The sequence below is a fragment of the Streptomonospora nanhaiensis genome (assembly GCF_026642255.1).
In the GTDB taxonomy this organism is placed as follows: Bacteria; Actinomycetota; Actinomycetes; order Streptosporangiales; family Streptosporangiaceae; genus Nocardiopsis; species Nocardiopsis tropica.
This window is the reverse complement of sequence record NZ_CP113264.1, coordinates 4,839,785-4,857,966: the sequence shown is the minus strand read 5'-3', so window position 1 is coordinate 4,857,966 and position 18,182 is coordinate 4,839,785. Positions and strand designations below refer to the sequence as shown.

At 68.7% G+C, this 18,182-nt stretch carries 16 protein-coding genes and 3 CRISPR repeat arrays; of the genes, 9 read left to right on the top strand and 7 right to left on the bottom strand.

Annotated elements, in window-relative coordinates:
* The first annotated feature begins 186 nt into the window (after positions 1-186).
* A complete protein-coding gene (locus OUQ99_RS21195) occupies positions 187-1,596 on the top strand; it encodes a helix-turn-helix domain-containing protein (RefSeq protein ID WP_267945540.1) in 1,410 nt (469 codons plus the stop codon).
* A gap of 20 nt (positions 1,597-1,616) precedes the next feature.
* Positions 1,617-2,096, top strand: a complete 480-nt coding sequence (locus tag OUQ99_RS21190; protein WP_267945539.1) for a hypothetical protein — start codon at positions 1,617-1,619, stop codon at positions 2,094-2,096.
* A gap of 199 nt (positions 2,097-2,295) precedes the next feature.
* Positions 2,296-3,360: a CRISPR direct-repeat array (repeat unit 29 nt; unit sequence GTGCTCCCCGCGCACGCGGGGATGGTCCC).
* Between the two features lie 84 nt (positions 3,361-3,444).
* Here OUQ99_RS21190 and OUQ99_RS21185 read toward each other — a convergent pair.
* From OUQ99_RS21185 to OUQ99_RS21175, 3 genes are read right to left on the bottom strand one after another with little or no spacing between them, the layout of a single operon-like run.
* Positions 3,445-4,530 (bottom strand): methyltransferase domain-containing protein, encoded by a 1,086-nt coding sequence (locus OUQ99_RS21185; protein ID WP_267945538.1) that lies wholly within the window; start codon positions 4,528-4,530, stop codon positions 3,445-3,447.
* Between the two features lie 53 nt (positions 4,531-4,583).
* Positions 4,584-5,543 (bottom strand): ATP-grasp ribosomal peptide maturase, encoded by a 960-nt coding sequence (gene tgmB, locus OUQ99_RS21180; RefSeq protein WP_267945537.1) that lies wholly within the window; start codon positions 5,541-5,543, stop codon positions 4,584-4,586.
* Between the two features lie 16 nt (positions 5,544-5,559).
* On the bottom strand, positions 5,560-5,817 hold the full coding sequence (locus tag OUQ99_RS21175; RefSeq protein ID WP_267945536.1) for a hypothetical protein: 258 nt from the start codon (positions 5,815-5,817) through the stop codon (positions 5,560-5,562).
* Positions 5,818-6,066: 249 nt separating this feature from the next.
* Here OUQ99_RS21175 and OUQ99_RS21170 point away from each other — a divergent pair, with 249 nt between their 5' ends.
* Genes OUQ99_RS21170 through OUQ99_RS21160 form a run of 3 tightly spaced genes read left to right on the top strand, consistent with a single transcriptional unit; the run spans position 6,067 to position 7,595 of the window.
* Complete coding sequence (locus OUQ99_RS21170) at positions 6,067-6,276, top strand: hypothetical protein (RefSeq protein WP_267945535.1); 210 nt, start codon at positions 6,067-6,069, stop codon at positions 6,274-6,276.
* Positions 6,260-6,787 (top strand): DUF6879 family protein, encoded by a 528-nt coding sequence (locus OUQ99_RS21165; protein ID WP_267945534.1) that lies wholly within the window; start codon positions 6,260-6,262, stop codon positions 6,785-6,787. Before OUQ99_RS21170 ends, OUQ99_RS21165 begins: the two co-directional genes overlap by 17 nt.
* Entirely contained in the window at positions 6,771-7,595 is an 825-nt protein-coding gene (locus OUQ99_RS21160) for a helix-turn-helix domain-containing protein (RefSeq protein WP_267945533.1), read from the top strand. Before OUQ99_RS21165 ends, OUQ99_RS21160 begins: the two co-directional genes overlap by 17 nt.
* Positions 7,596-7,662: 67 nt before the next feature.
* On the opposite strand, the gene OUQ99_RS21155 is transcribed toward OUQ99_RS21160, so the two are convergent.
* Both OUQ99_RS21155 and OUQ99_RS21150 read right to left on the bottom strand, forming a co-directional pair.
* Entirely contained in the window at positions 7,663-8,193 is a 531-nt protein-coding gene (locus OUQ99_RS21155; RefSeq protein WP_267945532.1) for a DUF6879 family protein, read from the bottom strand.
* Position 8,194: 1 nt separating this feature from the next.
* Positions 8,195-8,380 (bottom strand): hypothetical protein, encoded by a 186-nt coding sequence (locus tag OUQ99_RS21150; RefSeq protein ID WP_267950436.1) that lies wholly within the window; start codon positions 8,378-8,380, stop codon positions 8,195-8,197.
* A 276-nt stretch (positions 8,381-8,656) separates the two neighbouring features.
* Positions 8,657-9,599: a CRISPR direct-repeat array (repeat unit 29 nt; unit sequence CTGCTCCCCGCGCACGCGGGGATGGACCC).
* 185 nt (positions 9,600-9,784) lie between these two features.
* Here OUQ99_RS21150 and OUQ99_RS21145 point away from each other — a divergent pair.
* The 3 genes from OUQ99_RS21145 to OUQ99_RS21135 are packed head-to-tail and all read left to right on the top strand — an operon-like array spanning position 9,785 to position 12,613.
* On the top strand, positions 9,785-10,843 hold the full coding sequence (locus tag OUQ99_RS21145) for a CPBP family intramembrane glutamic endopeptidase (RefSeq protein ID WP_267945531.1): 1,059 nt from the start codon (positions 9,785-9,787) through the stop codon (positions 10,841-10,843).
* Positions 10,836-12,011 (top strand): sensor histidine kinase, encoded by a 1,176-nt coding sequence (locus tag OUQ99_RS21140; RefSeq protein ID WP_267945530.1) that lies wholly within the window; start codon positions 10,836-10,838, stop codon positions 12,009-12,011. Before OUQ99_RS21145 ends, OUQ99_RS21140 begins: the two co-directional genes overlap by 8 nt.
* Positions 12,008-12,613, top strand: a complete 606-nt coding sequence (locus OUQ99_RS21135; protein ID WP_267945529.1) for a response regulator transcription factor — start codon at positions 12,008-12,010, stop codon at positions 12,611-12,613. Before OUQ99_RS21140 ends, OUQ99_RS21135 begins: the two co-directional genes overlap by 4 nt.
* Positions 12,614-12,693: 80 nt before the next feature.
* Here the strand turns inward: OUQ99_RS21135 and OUQ99_RS21130 are convergent, their stop codons facing one another.
* Complete coding sequence (locus OUQ99_RS21130; RefSeq protein ID WP_267945528.1) at positions 12,694-13,656, bottom strand: alpha/beta hydrolase family protein; 963 nt, start codon at positions 13,654-13,656, stop codon at positions 12,694-12,696.
* A 202-nt stretch (positions 13,657-13,858) separates the two neighbouring features.
* Between OUQ99_RS21130 and OUQ99_RS21125 the strand changes: the two genes are divergently transcribed.
* Positions 13,859-14,455: a TetR/AcrR family transcriptional regulator gene (locus OUQ99_RS21125; protein ID WP_267945527.1), complete on the top strand. Its 597-nt coding sequence runs from the start codon at positions 13,859-13,861 to the stop codon at positions 14,453-14,455.
* Positions 14,456-14,605: 150 nt separating this feature from the next.
* Positions 14,606-15,976: a CRISPR direct-repeat array (repeat unit 29 nt; unit sequence CTGCTCCCCGCGCACGCGGGGATGGACCC).
* A 920-nt stretch (positions 15,977-16,896) separates the two neighbouring features.
* Here the strand turns inward: OUQ99_RS21125 and OUQ99_RS21120 are convergent.
* Positions 16,897-18,102, bottom strand: a complete 1,206-nt coding sequence (locus OUQ99_RS21120; RefSeq protein ID WP_267945526.1) for a DUF418 domain-containing protein — start codon at positions 18,100-18,102, stop codon at positions 16,897-16,899.
* Between the last annotated feature and the right edge of the window lie 80 nt (positions 18,103-18,182).

The following is an 18,182-nucleotide window of genomic DNA, read 5'->3' as shown; positions in this document are numbered from 1 at the left end:
GACGGAAACAGGGTCTTCCGCCCATTTCGGGGGCAAGCGATTCCGGGTAAGGATGTCTATGGAGATGTAACGACGTCCGCCCCTGCCCCTGGAATTCCGAGCCGATATACACCGGCGGTATGAATGCCCGAGTTACCGGTCACCCCCCGCCCGACTCCGCCACGCACCTTCTGGTCCCGCGCCGACGTGCGCCGATCCCTCGCCGACCAGGACGCGGGCGCCCTTTTTCGCCTGGTCAGGCAGTACACAGGCGCCAGCCAGCAGGCGATCGGCGCCGCCACCGACCTCGCCCAGCCGCACGTGAGCGCGATCATGGCCGGACGGCGCTCCGTGACGGCCCTGCGCACCTGGCGGCGCCTCGCCGACGGGCTGTCGATGCCCTCCGACGCCCGCCGGCTTCTCGGACTCGCCGAATCGGACGGTGGCGATATCGGCGCGGATCGGGGTACAGGCACTTCAGCGCACGGCATGGACGAATTGTGGTCTGCGCCGAGAACAGCGCAGGACATCGCCGAGATCACGCTGAAGGATCTGATGAAACGCAGGGACGCATTCGCGGTCGGTGGTGCTCTCATCATGGGCGCCACATTGACGGAAGTGCTGGAACACTGGCTGCTTCCCACACTGGCCGGTTCCGGCCACGGGCCCAGCACCATCGGGGAATCGGAACTGGGGAGGATCGAGGCCGCCACCGTGGCGCTGCGCCACTGGGACGACAGGTGGCGCCTGGGAATCCGCCGCAAGGCGGTGATCGGACAACTGTCGGAGGTCTCCGAACTGGTCGAGGAGGCCCAGCCCGCGCCCGTCCAGGCCAGGCTGTTCACGGTCATGGCCGAACTCTCCAAGATCGTCGCGGCCATGTCCTACGACGCCGGGGACCACCCCACCGCGCAGAAGTACTACACCTTCTCGCTGCGGGCCATCCACCAGGCGGGACCCGAACACCGCCTGTACGGGGTCGGCGTGCTCGCCGACATGGCCCGCCAGATGCTGGACCTGCACCGCCCCGACGACGCCCTCGACATCTCGCGGCTGGCGCTGGACAGCGCGCACGCCCACCGCGCCCCCGAACGGGTCCTCGCGATGCTGCGCACCCGCGAGGGCTGGTCGTACGCCCGTATGGGCCGGACCGAGGCCTACCGGCGCACCGTCTCCCAGGCCGAGGAGCTGCTCGACGGGGGAGGGGGCGGGGAGGTGCCGGACTGGGCGCGCAACTTCGACCACGCCGAGCTGTCGGGGGTCGTGGGGGCGCGCTACCGGGACCTCGCGGGAGGTCAGGAGGACCGGGCCGCGCGGCGCAGGTTCGCGGAGGAGTCCGCCCGGCACATCGGCCGGGCGCTCAGGCTGCGCGACCCCGCCAAGAAGCGCAGCAGGGCCTTCGACCTCGTCGGACTCGGGCGCACCTACCTGCTGCTCGACGAACCGGAGGAGTCGGTGCGGGTCGTCAGGCAGGCCGCGGACATGCAGCGCTCGCTCGACTCGGGGAGGGTGCGCCGGCGCATACACGACTGGTACACCGAGTCGGCCGCGTTCCACCGTCAGCCCACCGTGGCCGAAGCGCGTGACGAGTTATCGCGTACTCTGCTTGCCCAGTAGACGGAAAGGAATGGGACAGAGTGACGCGCATCGGAATCACTGGCCACTCGAACCTCTCCGCTGACAGTGCGGAACTGGTACGAAAAGCCCTAGTAGACGCACTGGAAGACTACACCGAGGGCGGTCTCGTCGGAATCTCCTGCCTCGCGCGCGGCGCGGACCAGCTCTTCGCCGAGGAGGTCCTCGACCTCGGCGGGCAGCTGGAGGTCGTGCTCCCCTCCGCCGACTACCGCGAGGCCAAGGTCGGCCCCGAGGCGCGCGGGGGCTTCGACCGGCTGCTGGTCCGCGCGCACCACGTGCGGTACATGAGCCTGACCGCGGGCCGCCAGGCCTACGAGGAGGCCAACGAGGCGGTGCTCGGCGGGGTCGACCTGCTCTTCGCGGTGTGGGACGGGCAGCCGTCCGGCGGCGGGGGCGGAACGGCCGACGCGGTGCGACTCGCCACCGAGCGGGGGATCCCCGTGAACGTCATCTGGCCCGAGGGGGCGCGCAGAGGGTAGTCCGGGCGGGACCCGGCCGGGGGTGCGTCCCCCGGCCGCCGGTCCCGGCGGGAGTCAGGGGTTCCGACCGTGGCCCGGTGCGGCCGCGGAGTCGTTTGCAGTCATGTGGGTTGATTGACGGTTTTCGGGTCATGTGTCCAATTTTTGAGAAGTTGGAAAAACGACCGTTCACCGTTGGTAGAGTCCCAGGTCATTCACTGTGCTCCCCGCGCACGCGGGGATGGTCCCCGGTCGGGTCAGTTGAACTGCTCAAGGTCCGCGTGCTCCCCGCGCACGCGGGGATGGTCCCCAACACCACTCACATCTGGAGAAGAGCATGCGGTGCTCCCCGCGCACGCGGGGATGGTCCCGACATGAGCAAGTCTTGTCAAAACCTGATCATGTGCTCCCCGCGCACGCGGGGATGGTCCCGGATCGGGCGAGGATGTGCGGGTGTGTCTGCCGTGCTCCCCGCGCACGCGGGGATGGTCCCATCCCCAGCTGTAGCCGATGTCCGCCCACCCGGTGCTCCCCGCGCACGCGGGGATGGTCCCCACTGCCACCCCCGCTGCGGGGGTGAGGTGGCGTGCTCCCCGCGCACGCGGGGATGGTCCCGCCGCCCTGGGGCGCATCCCCGCCGACACTAAGTGCTCCCCGCGCACGCGGGGATGGTCCCATCTGGTCGCCGCTGCTGCCCGAGCGCACCGCGTGCTCCCCGCGCACGCGGGGATGGTCCCTCCGGCCGTGCGTCGGGGGTGACCTCCTCCACGTGCTCCCCGCGCACGCGGGGATGGTCCCCTGCCCCAGGAGCGTGAGGCCATGGTGGCGTTGTGCTCCCCGCGCACGCGGGGATGGTCCCCCGTCCGACTCGTCACGCTCGCTGCCTAGCTGGTGCTCCCCGCGCACGCGGGGATGGTCCCCACAACTACGACACCCGCGGCGGACAAGGCGCGTGCTCCCCGCGCACGCGGGGATGGTCCCCTTGCGAAGGATCCACCGGCCCCGGTGTCGACGTGCTCCCCGCGCACGCGGGGATGGTCCCCCGATGAGCAAGACGACGATGACCCCCGACGAGTGCTCCCCGCGCACGCGGGGATGGTCCCCAGTCGAAGGGCAAACAGCCGATCCAGCCAAGGTGCTCCCCGCGCACGCGGGGATGGTCCCGTTTCCGCCACCGTCCTTGATCATCTTTCGGAGTGCCCCCGCGCACGCGGGGATGGTCCCCGGCCGGGGATGTACGTCGACTCCCTCGAGGAGTGCTCCCCGCGCACGCGGGGATGGACCCGTCCGGCGGAGGTCCAGGAAATGAGAGAACACGTGCTCCCCGTGCACGCGGGGGATGTCTTCCTCCGGGGTGCGGCGGCTGCGGTCAGTCGAGATCCCAGCCGTAGCGTCCGCGCGGTCCGTCGAGGCAGAGACGGTGTTCACCGGAGCGGTCGACCGTCAACCAGTAGCGATCGATACCGGGGCGGCCCTCCCGGGCCCACACACCCAACATCTCGGCGAACAGCTTCCACTTCTGCGCGCTTCCCTTGAGGGCCACCGACACCTGTCCGTCCGGGGACACGATGGCTCGGAACCACGCTCCTGAAGCGCCGTCCAGCACACAGTGGACTGCACCGCCCGGCTCGTGCCGAATGACACGAAGCCCGGAAGGCAGAAGCAGGGACAGCAGGAACTCGGACATGAAGTGGTCGTCGAGTCCCGGTACATCCTCGAAGTGCTGAACTTCATCGGGGTCACCGCCTGTGGCGGCAAGCACCCTGTCGAGGGTGGGAACCCCGGAGGCGAGAGGGGATCGCAGTCGCATGAAACCCGCCGCCTGCGGCAGAAAAGGTCCCTGAACGAACTGGTGGCTCCTGCGGGTCAGGCGTACCAACCCCAGTCCTACGTTCGCGAGGATCATTCCATCAGTGCTCAGCTGGCTCAGCCAGGACACCGGCACACGACCGAGGCCGCAGGTAGCCAGTAGCCGGTCGTAGGGTGCGTTGCCCGGGTAGCCTTCCGCCCCGTCTCCGATGACCACGGTGGGCCTGTATCCAGCTGCGGCCAAGGCGGCGCGAGCCTGTTCGACCAGGTCGGGATCTCGGTCCAGAGACGTCACGAGTCCTGAGCCCAGACGCTCGCTCAGCAACGCGACGTTGTAGCCGGTCCCTGTCCCTATCTCCAGGACCCGCATGCCGTCTTCCAACTGGAGGTTCTCCAGCATCAGAGCCATCAGTGAGGGTTCGGTGGAGGAGCTGACCGCCAGTCCTTCGTCAGAGAACCTGGTGATGAGTGTGTCGTCACGGTAGACCGCCTCCAGCCAGCCCGGTGCCTCATCGGTGTAGGAAGCAGTGCCCTTCGCGGTGCGAACGTGGAATGCCGGCACGAACAAGTGCCGCGGAACGGTGGCGAAGGCGTGACGCCACGCCGGGGAACGGAGGCTGCCCTTGGTGACCAGTTCCGCGGCCAATCGGTCGGCGTGCCCGGGGGGAGCCGGTGTCTGTCCGGAAGAGGGTGAGGGCATCACAGACTGCTTTCTCGTAGGTTGTCGGCTATCGCCTCGGCGATGGGGAGGCCCGTGGCGAGCTGTATCCATCCCCATTGGCCGTTGGGATTGAGTTCCAGGAACACCCACCTGCCATCAGGTGTCACTACGAAGTCGAGGGCCCCGAAAGTCAGATGGAGCTCACGCATCAGCTTCCTGACCGCTTTGGACACCTCTGCGGGAGGCTCGACCGGTAGGTAGGAGAGATGCCGGTAGTCGGCCCTCCAGTCGATGCGCGCGGTCGGGCTGGCGGCATCGATGCGAACCGCGAACACCATTTCCCCGGCCACCGTGACCCGTACCTCGTAGGCTTTGTCGACCCACACCTGGAACAGGTGTGCGGTGTGTCCCACGCCGGGTGTCAGCTCGTCCGCAGTGACGATTGTGGTGTAGAGGGCCTCAGCTCTCTCAAGGGCTTCACCAGGGGTAGGACCACCTGTCATGGACTTGTAGACCATGGTGCGGGCTGTGGCGGCGAACTCGCGCGCGGCCTCCACCGTGTTGGTCACAAGGCTTTCCGGCACGCTCAGCCCGACGCGTGCCGCTGCTACGAGCTGTCGTGGCTTGCGTTCTGCTGCAGTGTTGTGGCGCGGGCGGTTGATCCATCGGCAGTTGAGCGCGTCGAGTACACCGTTGAGCCCGGCGCCGGCCTCACGCTCCGACCACAGCCGATCGCGTTCGTCCAGTGCCGGATGCGAGCGTGGAGAGGTGGGACGCCGGTGATACACCGAACGAATCTCTGCGAGGTCCACTTCGCGCTCTTGCGTGCGCAAGGTGCCCGTGACCGCTCCTGTCGTCGAGATGCGGGCCTCCAATTCGAGCGTTCCGGGAAAGTCCCCGGGATCACAGCGGAGAACCGGTGTTCCGCTCCGGTGGAGTTCGTGGATGACCAGGTCGGCGGTGGGATCCAGCGGGCGGGTGAGAACCAGAACGGTCACGGGTGTCCTCTTCCGCTCAGGAGTCCGAGACCTGGTCGGTCCACGCCTGCATGTCCTCGGTGGTGGTGACCGTGCACTGTACGGCGGTGCCGAGGATCGGCTGCTCGATGAGCGGCCTGCCGGAGAGCAAGGACATCTGGGACTTCGGGTCGTAGGTGATCCCGGAGACGTCGTAGCCGGAATCGTGCTGGGGAACCGTGCAGCGGCTCAGGCCGAACGGACGGAAGTTTTCTGTCGCGGACGAGTCGTCAGTTTTGGTTTCCTGGTTGAGCATCCTTGGAAGTTCCCTTTGTGGCTATTTGTTCCTGTGGTAAGGCGTGTCCTGTGGACGCTATGAGCGTATGGGAAACAGGTTCGGGATTCAGTGGCATTCCCGAAAAGGAATATTTTCGATCCCTGCGTCGTAAGCGAGGTGGAACGACTTTATTCCACTTCGGGAATTTTCCTCGTCCGTAGTGGAAGGTGGATGGGTCACTTGGGTATTGTTGATCGAACCCCTTCGGACCACCTGGCAGGAGTGTGCGTGGTGCACAAGCCCGGTCTCACCCGTCTCACTGGTGGTGGCGGCCCCGTCTGCGACGACGATGACTGCCCCAACGTCTACCTCTCGGAGGGCGGGGGCGTTGTTGTCCAGGGCGCCCTCTACGCCGGTTTCACCCTGCCCGACGGAGAATCCGCGGTCGAGATACCTCAGTCTGTTCTCAGGGAGGCTTTCGATGCTCTTGGATGGTGATTCGTGGAGAAAGGTGTTCGACGGTTTCGGTTCGGAGGCGTGGAGGCTAGAAGTTCAGTCCACCTACACCATGCCGGGAGAGGTCGGGAGCTTTTCCCGTTTCCTCCGTGGTGAACCGAAGCCAGAGGGGCACAACTCCAGGTGGCATGAACGGATCAGGGGATATCTGGCTGATGGCAAGTGCGTCGGACGTGTTCGTGTCGTGCGTCGGCCGTTGACCGATTATCAGCGCTACCAGTTCGCCTGGGGGATTCCCGGCAACATCGCAGCTGGTGAGGACATCCGGATTCTCGACCTCACCGGGCGAGATCTGGGACTGCCGGACTTCGACTTCTGGATGTTCGACAGGGAGCGGATCGTCCGCCTGAACTATCGCCCTGACGGTACGCAGATCAACCGCGAACTGGTGGACGAGGCTCCTGCCGAATACCAGGAGTGGCAGCGGATCGCGGTCGAGGAGAGCATCCCCTTCGCAGCCTACGTAGAGTCGCAGGGTGGCGCTAGAACCTGAGGAACTCGCAGCGGCCCGGGACGATCTCGGGGCGGAACTGCGTGAACTGCGCCGGGCAGCCGGTCTCTCCGGAGACCGGCTGGCTCGGCGCTGTTCCATATCGCAGAGCAAGATCAGCAAGATCGAAACGGGCCGACTCACCCCTACCTTGGTCGACCTGGATCGTATCCTCACCGCGCTCGGTGCTACGGCTGAACAGGCTGCGCGGGTACTGCAACGGGCCAAACTGGCCAACACAGAATGGCAGGACAAGCGGACGCTCTGGCGTAAGGGGCTGGAGACCCGTCAGAGCGAACTCAAGGTTCTGGAGTCGGCGGCGTCGGAGATCCGCTTCTTCCTCCCGACGATGGTGACCGGGCTGCTGGCCACGCCCGCCTACATCAAAGCGAGCCTCACCCACTCTCCCGGGGATGTTTCCTCCACCGTGGCGAAGAAGATCGACCGGCAGGCCATCTTGAGGGAAGGCACCCGTTCTTTCACGTTCCTGCTGACGGAACAGGCTGTCCGATGGGCGATCCTGCCCCCGGGCGGTATGGCTGCGCAGAGGGAACGACTGCTCGAGGTGTCCCGATGGCAGAACGTTCGCCTGGGCGTGATCCCACTCGGTGTGCTCCTGCCGCGCGGTCCGATGAACACGTTCACTGTCTACGACGACCGCCTTGCGACAGTCGAGATCTTCACGGGTCGGTTGGCCTTCCGCGATGCGCGTGATGTGAAGGCGTACCGTGAATTGTTCGCGATGTACGAGGAGCATGCGCTGTTCGGCGACACCGGCCGCGATCAGATACGCGCATGGGGGCGCTCGTGACCTTGAGGGGCGATCGAAGCTCAAGGTGCCCTTGCCCCCAGGGAGACACGGGCTGTCGGGTAACCGGTCATGCAGATCTGGTCGCCATGTACTCCGTGAACGTCAGGGCATGGTGCCAGGCCGCATCGCGTGCCTGCAGGGCGCGAACGACTTCGGCGGGATCCTCGCTCAGAGCCGCGCCGAGCACGTTGCCGTCCTCGTCGAAGTGGAGCCGGGCGACCGTTCGGCTGTCGAACACCCAGAAGTCCTCGTCAGGGAGCGAGTCGACCACAGAGTGCTTCCTGGGGAGGTAGCGGATGTCCTCTCCCACCCCCAGGTTGTAGGGAGTGCCCCACAGCTCCCAGCGCAGGTAGTCCGAGGGAGGGTCGTCGATGATGCGGACCCGCTCCATGCGTTTCCCGGTGGCCAGCTCGTCGCGCATTATGCTCAGCCACGGCTTGAACCACTCGATGTCGGAGTCGTCGCCGGTGAGCCACCTCTGGAAGGGCTCGTTCTCCTCCATGACTCCGTAGAAGCTCCGCGTCTCCAACCGCCACGCGGTATAGCGGTAGGCGCGGAAGAGATCGTTGAAGGCCTCGCCGGACACGAGATTGGGCACGTCACTCCTTGGGGGCGAAGCGGGTCAGAAGTTCACGGGGCACCACGACGAACTGCTCGTCGGGGAGGACGTCCGACAACTGTGCCAGAGCCTCCCGGTCCGTCAACCGGTAGCCCTGGACGACGACTTCTGGATGTTCGACGGTGAGTGAATCGTTCTCCTGAACTACCGTCCTGACGGTACGCAGATTAGCCGAGGGGCCGTGAAGGAGGGCTCGGTTTCCTATCTGGAGTGACAGGGACTCGCGTTGGAGGAGAGTGTGTCCTTCCCGACCTATGTAGAGCCCCAGGGTATGACGGACATCAGTGGATCATGACTCGGGTCGGACTGGAAGGTGTTCTGTGTCCTTATGGGAGTGAACTTGGCGGAAGTGAATTTCCATGCCTTCTTGGGGCGATTGTCCGAAACCCAAGAAGTTGGAAAAATGACTGCTTGCCGCTGGTAAGTTCCCTGGTTATCCGCTCTGCTCCCCGCGCACGCGGGGATGGACCCTCACCCGGGGAGCGTTTCCGCAGTTGAAGCGGCTGCTCCCCGCGCACGCGGGGATGGACCCACGGCTCACAGCGGGCCGCCGCAAAGGCGGCGCTGCTCCCCGCGCACGCGGGGATGGACCCGTCGATCCGCGGTGGTGTCCTCGTCGTTGCGGTCTGCTCCCCGCGCACGCGGGGATGGACCCACGGCCAGGGCGGGCGGCTCGTTCAGGACGAGCTGCTCCCCGCGCACGCGGGGATGGACCCCCCCGACAATGGGGTCGATGATTTTTCCAAGCTGCTCCCCGCGCACGCGGGGATGGACCCGGGTGGCCGGCGTCCGAGCGCCGCGCCCTCACCTGCTCCCCGCGCACGCGGGGATGGACCCGGGTGGCCGGCGTCCGAGCGCCGCGCCCTCACCTGCTCCCCGCGCACGCGGGGATGGACCCTCGCCCGGATGCTCGACGCCATGCCGGTCGTCCTGCTCCCCGCGCACGCGGGGATGGACCCAAGTCCCTGGGCGTGTGGCTGTCCCGCTGAGCCTGCTCCCCGCGCACGCGGGGATGGACCCGAGGGCTACGTCAGGGGACGCGTCTTCAACCTCTGCTCCCCGCGCACGCGGGGATGGACCCGGGACCGCTCCGGCCGCGGCGCCTGCGGCACCCTGCTCCCCGCGCACGCGGGGATGGACCCTTCGCCCGAACCTTCGTCGGTGGTTCGGTCTGCTGCTCCCCGCGCACGCGGGGATGGACCCAAGAAGGAGAAGGAGGGGCAGGAGGGGGGCCCTGCTCCCCGCGCACGCGGGGATGGACCCAGGGGAGTGATCGGCGCGGTGTGGGTTCGGTCCTGCTCCCCGCGCACGCGGGGATGGACCCGACAAGGCCAAGGTGGTCATCCCGTTGCCGGACTGCTCCCCGCGCACGCGGGGATGGTCCCATCACAGGATCACGAAGACCTTCGCGACTCCATGCCCCCCACCTCTGCGGGGATCCACCCTCCATGCCCACACCACGCCCCTCGACCTCGCATGACATCTGTCATGCCCGACCCGTGCGGATCGCAGACGAATCCCGTGATCGGTGGCACTCGGTTACGGGCTCGCGCGGAAATACGTTCGTGGCATGAGCCGCAACGACGACTTCTCCGCCCCGACGACACCGTCACGACCAGCGGTTCCACCGCCCCCCACGAGCCGGGACGGCAACTCCGTGGAGACCCCGCCGCCCCCGCGCCGTCGCGGCCCACGACCGGTCCCGCCGGGTGTGGAGTACCACCGTGTGCTCGCCGACGACAAGCGCCGTATCGGTCGCGGCATCCTGGCGATCGTGCTCCTGGTCGGCGGGTTGTTCGCCTTCAACATCCTGATCGCCGTCGCTGCCGCGTTCGTTGACGCGCAGGCGGGCAGGACCAACCCGACGCTGGGCGGCACCGACTACACACCGCTCTACCACGCCGCCAATCTGGCCTCGGTCGCCCTGCTCATCCCGTGGAGCATGCTCCTCCAGCGGTGGCTCTACGGGGTGAAAGGCGCCTCGCTGCACTCCGTGGTCTCGTCCTTCCGGTTGGACGTGTTCGGCCGGGCGTTCCTGATCATCGGTCCCCTCTGGCTGCTCCTCTCGCTCGTCGGCCTGTACTTCATGCCTATGGATCAGGCCCACTGGTCGAGCACCGACCTGATCGCCGTCTTCACCGCCACCCTCCTGCTGGCGCCCCTGCAGTCGGCCGGGGAGGAGTACGGCTTCCGCGGACTCGTGTTCCGTGTCGCCGCGGGCTGGGGGCGCGGGCCGCGCACGGCGCTGGTCCTCGGAGTACTCGTCTCCAGCCTGGTCTTCACGGTCGTCCACCTCTCGACCGATCCGTGGTTCAACATCTGGTGCTTCTCGCTCTCCGTCAGCCTGGCCCTCATCACCTGGCGCACCGGCGGCATCGAGATCGCGGTTGTCATCCACGCCCTGAACAACACGCTCACCTTCCTCCTGCTCACCGTCCTGCACGCGGACCAGAACCCCGCGTTGGAGCGGTCGGCGGGCTCCCAGTCGGCCGCCCTGCTCATCCCCTGCCTCGTCCTCGTCGTGATCACGGCGGTGGTGTGGCTGCGCACACGCAGGACAGGACCTGTCCTCACCCCCTCGGACCCGCCGACGGCACGGGAGGGGCGGGACAATGGCGGCCATGAGTGATCTGCCGCTGGTCGGCGCACGCAGGTTCGAGGCCTATGTGCGCTGGTCCACGTACCTCGCCGTCTCGATCCCGGTCGGCACCCTCCTCCGGAGCGCGATCGAGGCCGACCGGCCCACCGGAGGAGCCCTGGCCGCGTTGGTCGCGGCAATGGTGCTGTCACTCGTCCTCTTCGCGGGAAACGCCCTGGTCGCGAACTGGAGCATCGACACCCTCGTCGGTCGCGAACGACGGCTTCGTACCGGCGGTGTCGTCGCGTGGGCGCTGGTCCTCGTCGCCTTCGTCGCCGTGACCTTCATGGTCCCCCTGCCCGCGATGGGCCTGACGGTCGCGGCGGCGCTCGGTTCGGCCGCCGCGAGCTTCGTCCCCGTCCTCGACGCGCGCCGGGCGCTGCTGCTCAACGCCGCGGTCGTCATTGTCGCCGTCCCGTTCATGGGCGTAGGGGACATCGTGCAACTGCTGGTCGGGGTGGCCGTGATCAGCATCGTCCTGGGGATCTGCTGGTCGAGCTCGTGGATGCTTCGGGTTCTGCTCGAACTCCAAAAGGCGCACGAGGTCCGTGCCGAGCTGGCGCTCGCGAACCAGCGCCTGCGTATCTCGCGCGACCTGCACGACGTGTTCGGCCGGACCCTGGCGACGATCGCGCTCAAGAGCTCGCTGGCGTCGGAGCTCGTTCTACGCGGTCAGGACGAGAGGGCGGCCCGTGAGCTCGGCGAGGTCCGGCGGCTGGCAGAGGAGGCGGGGACCGAGGTCCGCCACGTCGTGCGCGGCGAGCTCCGCACCACCTGGGAGAGCGAGCTGGCGGGGGCGCGGTCCCTGCTGGAGTCCGCCGGCATCCGCTGTACGGTGACCGGGGACCCGGTGCCCGAGGGGCGCGCCGAGGACCTCGCCTGGGTCGTCCGCGAGGGCGTCACGAACGTCCTGCGCCACTCGGTCGCCGCACAGGTCACGCTCGCGACCGCCGTGGAGGGCGGGCAGGTGCACCTCACGATCGCGAACGACGGTGCCGGATCCGAGGGGGCGGGGGAAGCCGGCGCCGGTGGGGGAACGGGACTGCGCGCGATGTCCGAGCGGATCGGCGCGCTTGGCGGGGAGGTCATCGCGCGCCGCGACGGAGACTGGTTCCTGCTCGACGCCATGATCCCGCTCCCGGAGGAAGGGACCGCATGACCCGCATCCTCGTCGCCGACGACGAACACCTCATCCGCGACGCCATCGCCGGACTGCTCGACCTGGAGGACGACTTCGAGGTCGTCGGCCAGGCGGCGTCCGGTGACGAGGCGCTGGCGACGGCCCTGCGGGTCCGCCCGGACGTGGCCCTGCTCGACCTTCAGCTGCCCGGGCCCGACGGCATCGAGGTGGCCCGGCGCCTCGCGGCCGAGCTGCCGGACTGCCGCTGCGTCATCGTGACCTCGCACGGGCGCCCCGGCTACCTGAAGTCCGCGCTCGCCGCGGGCGTGCGCGGTTTCCTGCCCAAGACCGTCTCCTCGCGCACCTTCGCCGAGGTCGTGCGCAAGGTCGCGGGCGGAGGCAGGTATGTGGACCCCGAACTCGCGGCCGAGGCGATCGGCGCGGGCGACTCCCCGCTCAGCCCCCGCGAGGCCGACGTGCTCGCCCTCGCGCGCGACGGCGCGCCCGTCGAGGAGATCGCCCGGCGCGTCTCCCTGTCCCGGGGGACCGTGCGGAACTACCTCGCGGCCGCCATCGCGAAGCTCGACGCGGCCAACCGCCACGAGGCCGCTCGCATCGCGGAGGAGCACGGCTGGATCTGAGGGGCGTCACCTTCGCAGCCCGGCCAGTCTCGGAGCCGCGGCCCCTCCCCGCGCGGGGAGGGGCCTGCCGGGTTCGTGCGCTACTTGGACTCGACCCGCCCGAAGCCCTCGGGGCCGCCGGTCAGCGCGTCCTGCGCCTCCTGCCACGCGTCGTCGCCGGGGCGGAACCGACTGCGGAGGTAGGCAGCGGAGAGCCGTCCCAGTGCAGCGACCCGCTCCGGGCTCTCGTCGGTGGTCTCGTCGGCGTCGTATCCGGCGACCCCTCCGAGCCCGTGCTCGGCGCCGAACAGGGTGAGCAGGGTCTTGGGGCCGGGGGAGAGACGGTAGGGGTCGGCGTACCAGTCCGGCCCCATGTCCGTGAAGTGCCGGGGATCGTCCCTGTCGCCGGCCACGACCAGCGCGGGCGTGGCCATCGTGGAGAAGTCGATGCTCCGCAGGACCGGGATCCGATCCACCATGGGCCCGGTCAAGGCGTCGCCGCCCCGGCCCGGCGCGGCCAGCAGCACCCCCTGCCCGATCCGGGGTTCGACGAGGTTCACTTCCTCCCCGGTGTCGGGGTCCGTGACCCGGGCGCCCAGCAGCAGGGCGGCGGTGAAGCCGCCGAGCGAGTGCCCTGCCACGGCGACGCTGCCCTGGTCCACGCGTCCGGCGAGCTGCGGCACGGTGTTCTCGATCGTGTCGAGCCGGTCGAGGACGTGGGTCATGTCCTCGGCGCGGGAGCGCCAGGACATGGGTTCCGTGGGGGTGTCCGCGAGCGCGTGCCGGAGCGTTGCGGAGCTCAGGTGGGTGGGCTGGACGACGACGAAGCCGAGCGCCGCCCAGAGGTTGGCGAGGGGGCCGTAGCCGTTGAGCGAGGACAGGTTGTTCGAGAAGCCGTGCCCGTGGGAGAGGAGGATGACCGGCAGGTCGGTCCCGTTCAGGGGTGACGTGACACGGACCTGCATGTCCACGGGGCGTCCGGGAACGGGCAGGACCACGGGGCTGAACGACAGCACGGGGGCGGGCGGGACGACGGTGACGCGGGTGGAGGCCGCTGAACTCATGGTGTGCCTTGTCTTTCGGGGTTCGTGCCGGAAGCCTTCGCTGCTGCTCTCGTGGCGCCGGTGGCGTGTGAGGGCGGCCGGGCGGCGTCCGGCGTAGGATGAAAACAAGCGGAACGTTGCTCCGCTTACGATACGGAGCGCTGTTCCGTTTTGCAAGTGGAACACTGCTCTGCTTCATTGGCGGCTGGAGGAAGGAGGGCGTATGCCCGCATCGGACAAGGCAGGGAAGGCCGCGGGGCCGAGCAAGCGGGCCGACGCGGTGCGCAACCAGCAGAAGCTCCTCGCCGCAGCGGCCGAGGTCTTCGTGGTCTCGGGCGTCGACGCGCCGATCCGCGAGATCGCCGCCAAGGCGGGGGTCGGGATGGGGACGATCTACCGCCACTTCCCGACGCGCGCGGACCTCGTGGTCGCCGTCTTCCGCCACCAGGTCGAAGCCTGTGCGGAGGCCGGCCCGAGGCTGTTGGCCGAGACCGACTCGCCGTTCGAGGCTCTGTGGCAGTGGATCGACCTGTTCGTCGACTTCCTCGTCACCAAGCACGGACTCGCGAACGCGCCGCAACCGGACAGCAGCGGCTTCGTCGCGCTCCACACGTACTTCCTCGACCGCCTGCTGCCCGTCGCCGAGCAGTTGCTCGACGCGGCGATCGAGGCGGGGGAGGTCAGGTCGGGTGTGCAGGCCTACGAACTGATGCGCGGCGTCGGCAACCTCTGCATCGGATCGGACGGGGACCCGCGCTACGATCCGCGCAGGCTGGTCGCGCTGCTTCTCCGGGGGCTTCAGGAATTGGGCGCTTCCTGAGATCTACGGTCGGTTCGGGGGAAGGTTGAGCATCCGTTGTGTCGGCTGGCGTCGCAGGTATTCCTTTTGGGGCTTTTGTTGCTTGTGACTGTTTCTCGAGAAGTTGCAAAATCGGCTGCTTGCCGCTGGTAAGTTGCCAGGTCATCGAGTCTGCTCCCCGCGCACGCGGGGATGGACCCATCGTGGAACTGATCGGTCAGCGCGGCGGACGCTGCTCCCCGCGCACGCGGGGATGGACCCACCAAGTGCGGTTCGTCCATCTGGTCGAGGAGCTGCTCCCCGCGCACGCGGGGATGGACCCCGCGGCCGGAGCGGCAGCCCGGCCGGGGCGGGCTGCTCCCCGCGCACGCGGGGATGGACCCGCGAACCTGAATCGTAGGAATTCTCATCGTCGCTGCTCCCCGCGCACGCGGGGATGGACCCATCGTTGCCAGCGTGGGGGCGGCGGCCACGGCCTGCTCCCCGCGCACGCGGGGATGGACCCGCACCCCCGGCGGGGGCGGTGCTCCCTACTCTCTGCTCCCCGCGCACGCGGGGATGGACCTCGGACCTCCTACTCGCCGGGGCCGAGCGGCGGCTGCTCCCCGCGCACGCGGGGATGGACCCTTCACCCAGTCCAGGGGCGACTCACGGACGACCTGCTCCCCGCGCACGCGGGGATGGACCCTCGGTACCGCCCCGGCGGCCACCGAGCTCGAGCTGCTCCCCGCGCACGCGGGGATGGACCCCGCGAACGTCGGTTTGATGATGGTGGTCCACGCTGCTCCCCGCGCACGCGGGGATGGACCCTGCTCGAGGAGGCCTTGCGCGACCTCCAGCGGCTGCTCCCCGCGCACGCGGGGATGGACCTCGGGCTAGGGCTTCGCGCGCTCACGGTGCTTCCTGCTCCCCGCGCACGCGGGGATGGACCCTTCAGCGAGCCCCACGTCCGGGAGGCGGCGGCCTGCTCCCCGCGCACGCGGGGATGGACCCGGGCCCGGGACGCCGCCATTCTCCGCAGGCGCCTGCTCCCCGCGCACGCGGGGATGGACCCTGAAGCTCGCGAAGATTCGCCGGGACGCGGAGCTGCTCCCCGCGCACGCGGGGATGGACCCCGCCCCCGACCCTGGCCGCCGTCGAGGCCCCGCTGCTCCCCGCGCACGCGGGGATGGACCCCTGCGCCTGGCGGTGGGACTGGCCGACCGCCCCTGCTCCCCGCGCACGCGGGGATGGACCCGGTCCCTCGCCGACGAGCGGGCCCGGGTGCTCCTGCTCCCCGCGCACGCGGGGATGGACCCCCGCAAAGGGAGGGGATCTCCGGGGCGATTGCCTGCTCCCCGCGCACGCGGGGATGGACCCGACGTCGATCGGGAACCGAGCAGACTCGCGAACTGCTCCCCGCGCACGCGGGGATGGACCCCTGTGGGGCGTGGACCCCGCCCGCCTGGACCACTGCTCCCCGCGCACGCGGGGATGGACCCCTCAAGGACAACGCCGACGAGATCGCGCACCTCTGCTCCCCGCGCACGCGGGGATGGACCCTCCCGCACCCGCGAAGTGATCGCGACCGGCGACTGCTCCCCGCGTAGCCAGAACCGGCTGTGGCGGTCCAGCTGCACGGCCACAGGCTTCTGAGGTGGCTATTTCGGCCACGGCTGAAATGTATTGCGACGTGCGAAGCGCCTCCCTAGCCTGACTGTAGGTACTCCCATTCCTGGGAATGGAATGGGAAGGCGATTCACATGGTTCTTTTGTTGAGGAAGTTCTCTTGAAGTCTCTCATGAGCATGAAGCGGATTTCAGTCGCGACGGTGGCGCTGGCTGCGGCGTCCACCTTGTTGTCGCCGGCATCGTTGGCTCTCGCTGCGGAATCGACGACCGATCGCGTCCAGGCTGCGGCGAGATGTGAGGTTCGCAGCAACGGCAAGCTCTACTGTGGCAACTACGGGGGTGCTCCGTTGTACGCCACGCGAAGCTATGACAGTGAAGTTCGCGACTATATCGAAACAACGCAAAGCGTTTTCCTGTGCTGGGGGCGTGGAGACCGGCATAACGGCGGGAACAATGTGTGGTATTGGACCAACGGGGACATGTATGGAAGGTGGGGAAACGTTCCCGCTGAATATGTCTTCACCTCGGTCGATCCCCCCGCTGGAATGACGAAGTGCTAATTTTCCCAGCTGGGTGATCCCCGCTCCCGCGAGGACGGTCCCCAGCCTTCTCGACCCACGCAGTACTCGATCCGACTGTGCGGGTTGAGCGGGAAAGCCGTGAGGACCGTCCGGGCGGCCCGACCCTCACGAAGCTAGGAGGGGCGAGGCGGCCCGAGAGCAGTAGCCGGGCGGAGCGGTGCAGAGCCGGGTGGTGAACTCTCACCGCCCCTCCGACCGGTCGATGGCCAATGCGCGCCCGTCGCCCCCGCCAGACGCGCCGGTCTGGGCGCCTGGCGGGGGCGACCACCGCCTACCCGCGACCGCTTCCCCTGCTTCCGCCGGTGCCAGCTCCGCCCCCGTAGGTAAGGCGGCGCAGCGCCACCTCGGCCGGCCCGCGCATGCCCCGGCGGCGCATGAGGTCGGCGAGCAGCACCGTGGTCAGCCACACGGCCACCGCGATACCCACGCCCACGGCAGGCGACGTCAGGTGCACGTCGAGCGTGTAGGAGGAGAACAGCACCGCCCACGCCACCGACTGGGCCAGGTAGAAGGTCATGGAGCGCTGTCCGAGCGCTGCCAGGGCGTTGGTCACCGGCCCCTGGCGACCGGTGAAGCGGACCGCGATCAGGCCGATGAGCGCCGCGTAGCCCAGGGCGCCCGCGTAACCGCTCACCTGGTGCAGGCCGCTGGTGAGCAGGACGTCCCCGGGGGTGGCGTCGGTCCACACCCCCGCCTTGTCCAGCGCCAGGGGGAGGCCGCCCAGCGCGGCCAGGGGGATGCCCACGAACGCGGTCGTGCGCAGCAGCCGCAGGTGTTCGTGGGGCCGCTCCAGGAGCCGGTGCCGGGCCGCCAGGACGCCGATCATGAACGGCACGAGGGTGCTGATGAACATGATCACGGCCAGCACCGCGAACAGGGTCAGGCGGAAGAGGAGTTCGTTCGCGAACCCGTCGGGCATCAGCGGCATGCCCCCGCCGGTGAGGGCGTTGTCGCTGGCGACCAGGGCGTGGACGGCGGCGGCCACGGGGAGCCAGAGCGCCGCCAGGATCACCAGGGTCCGGTCGCGCAGCCGTAGAACACCCATCAGGAGCAGCGTCACCAGGCCGTACACGGCCAGGATGTCCGCAGGGAAGAGCAGCACCGTGTGCGCCAGCCCGAAGACGATCAGCCACAGGCCGCGCCGGCGCAGGAGGCCGCGGGTCCGGGGCCAGGCGTATCCCTGTTCGCTGCGGCGGCGGTGGATCTGGGCCAGGCCGTAGCCGAACAGGGCCGCGAACATGGGGTAGCTGCGCAGGTCGACGAACATGGTCGTGCCCGCGACGGTGAGCTGGTCCGCGGCGGTGGCGATGTTCTCGGGTCCGCCGATGAACACCGTGAACAGGTGCGTGTGGGCGAGCGCGATGAACAGCAGCATGACGCCGCGTGCCAGGTCCGGGGCCAGGGAACGGCGGTCGAGCGGGAGCGGTCGGTCCGGGGCGGACGCGGTGCCGGGCCCGGCAGTGGATGTGTGGGTCATGGTGGCCTCCGAAAGGGCCGTCGATTTCCGGGGGACGGTGTACGCGCTGAGGTGTACGCCTCTGAGTGGTGCACCTTGCG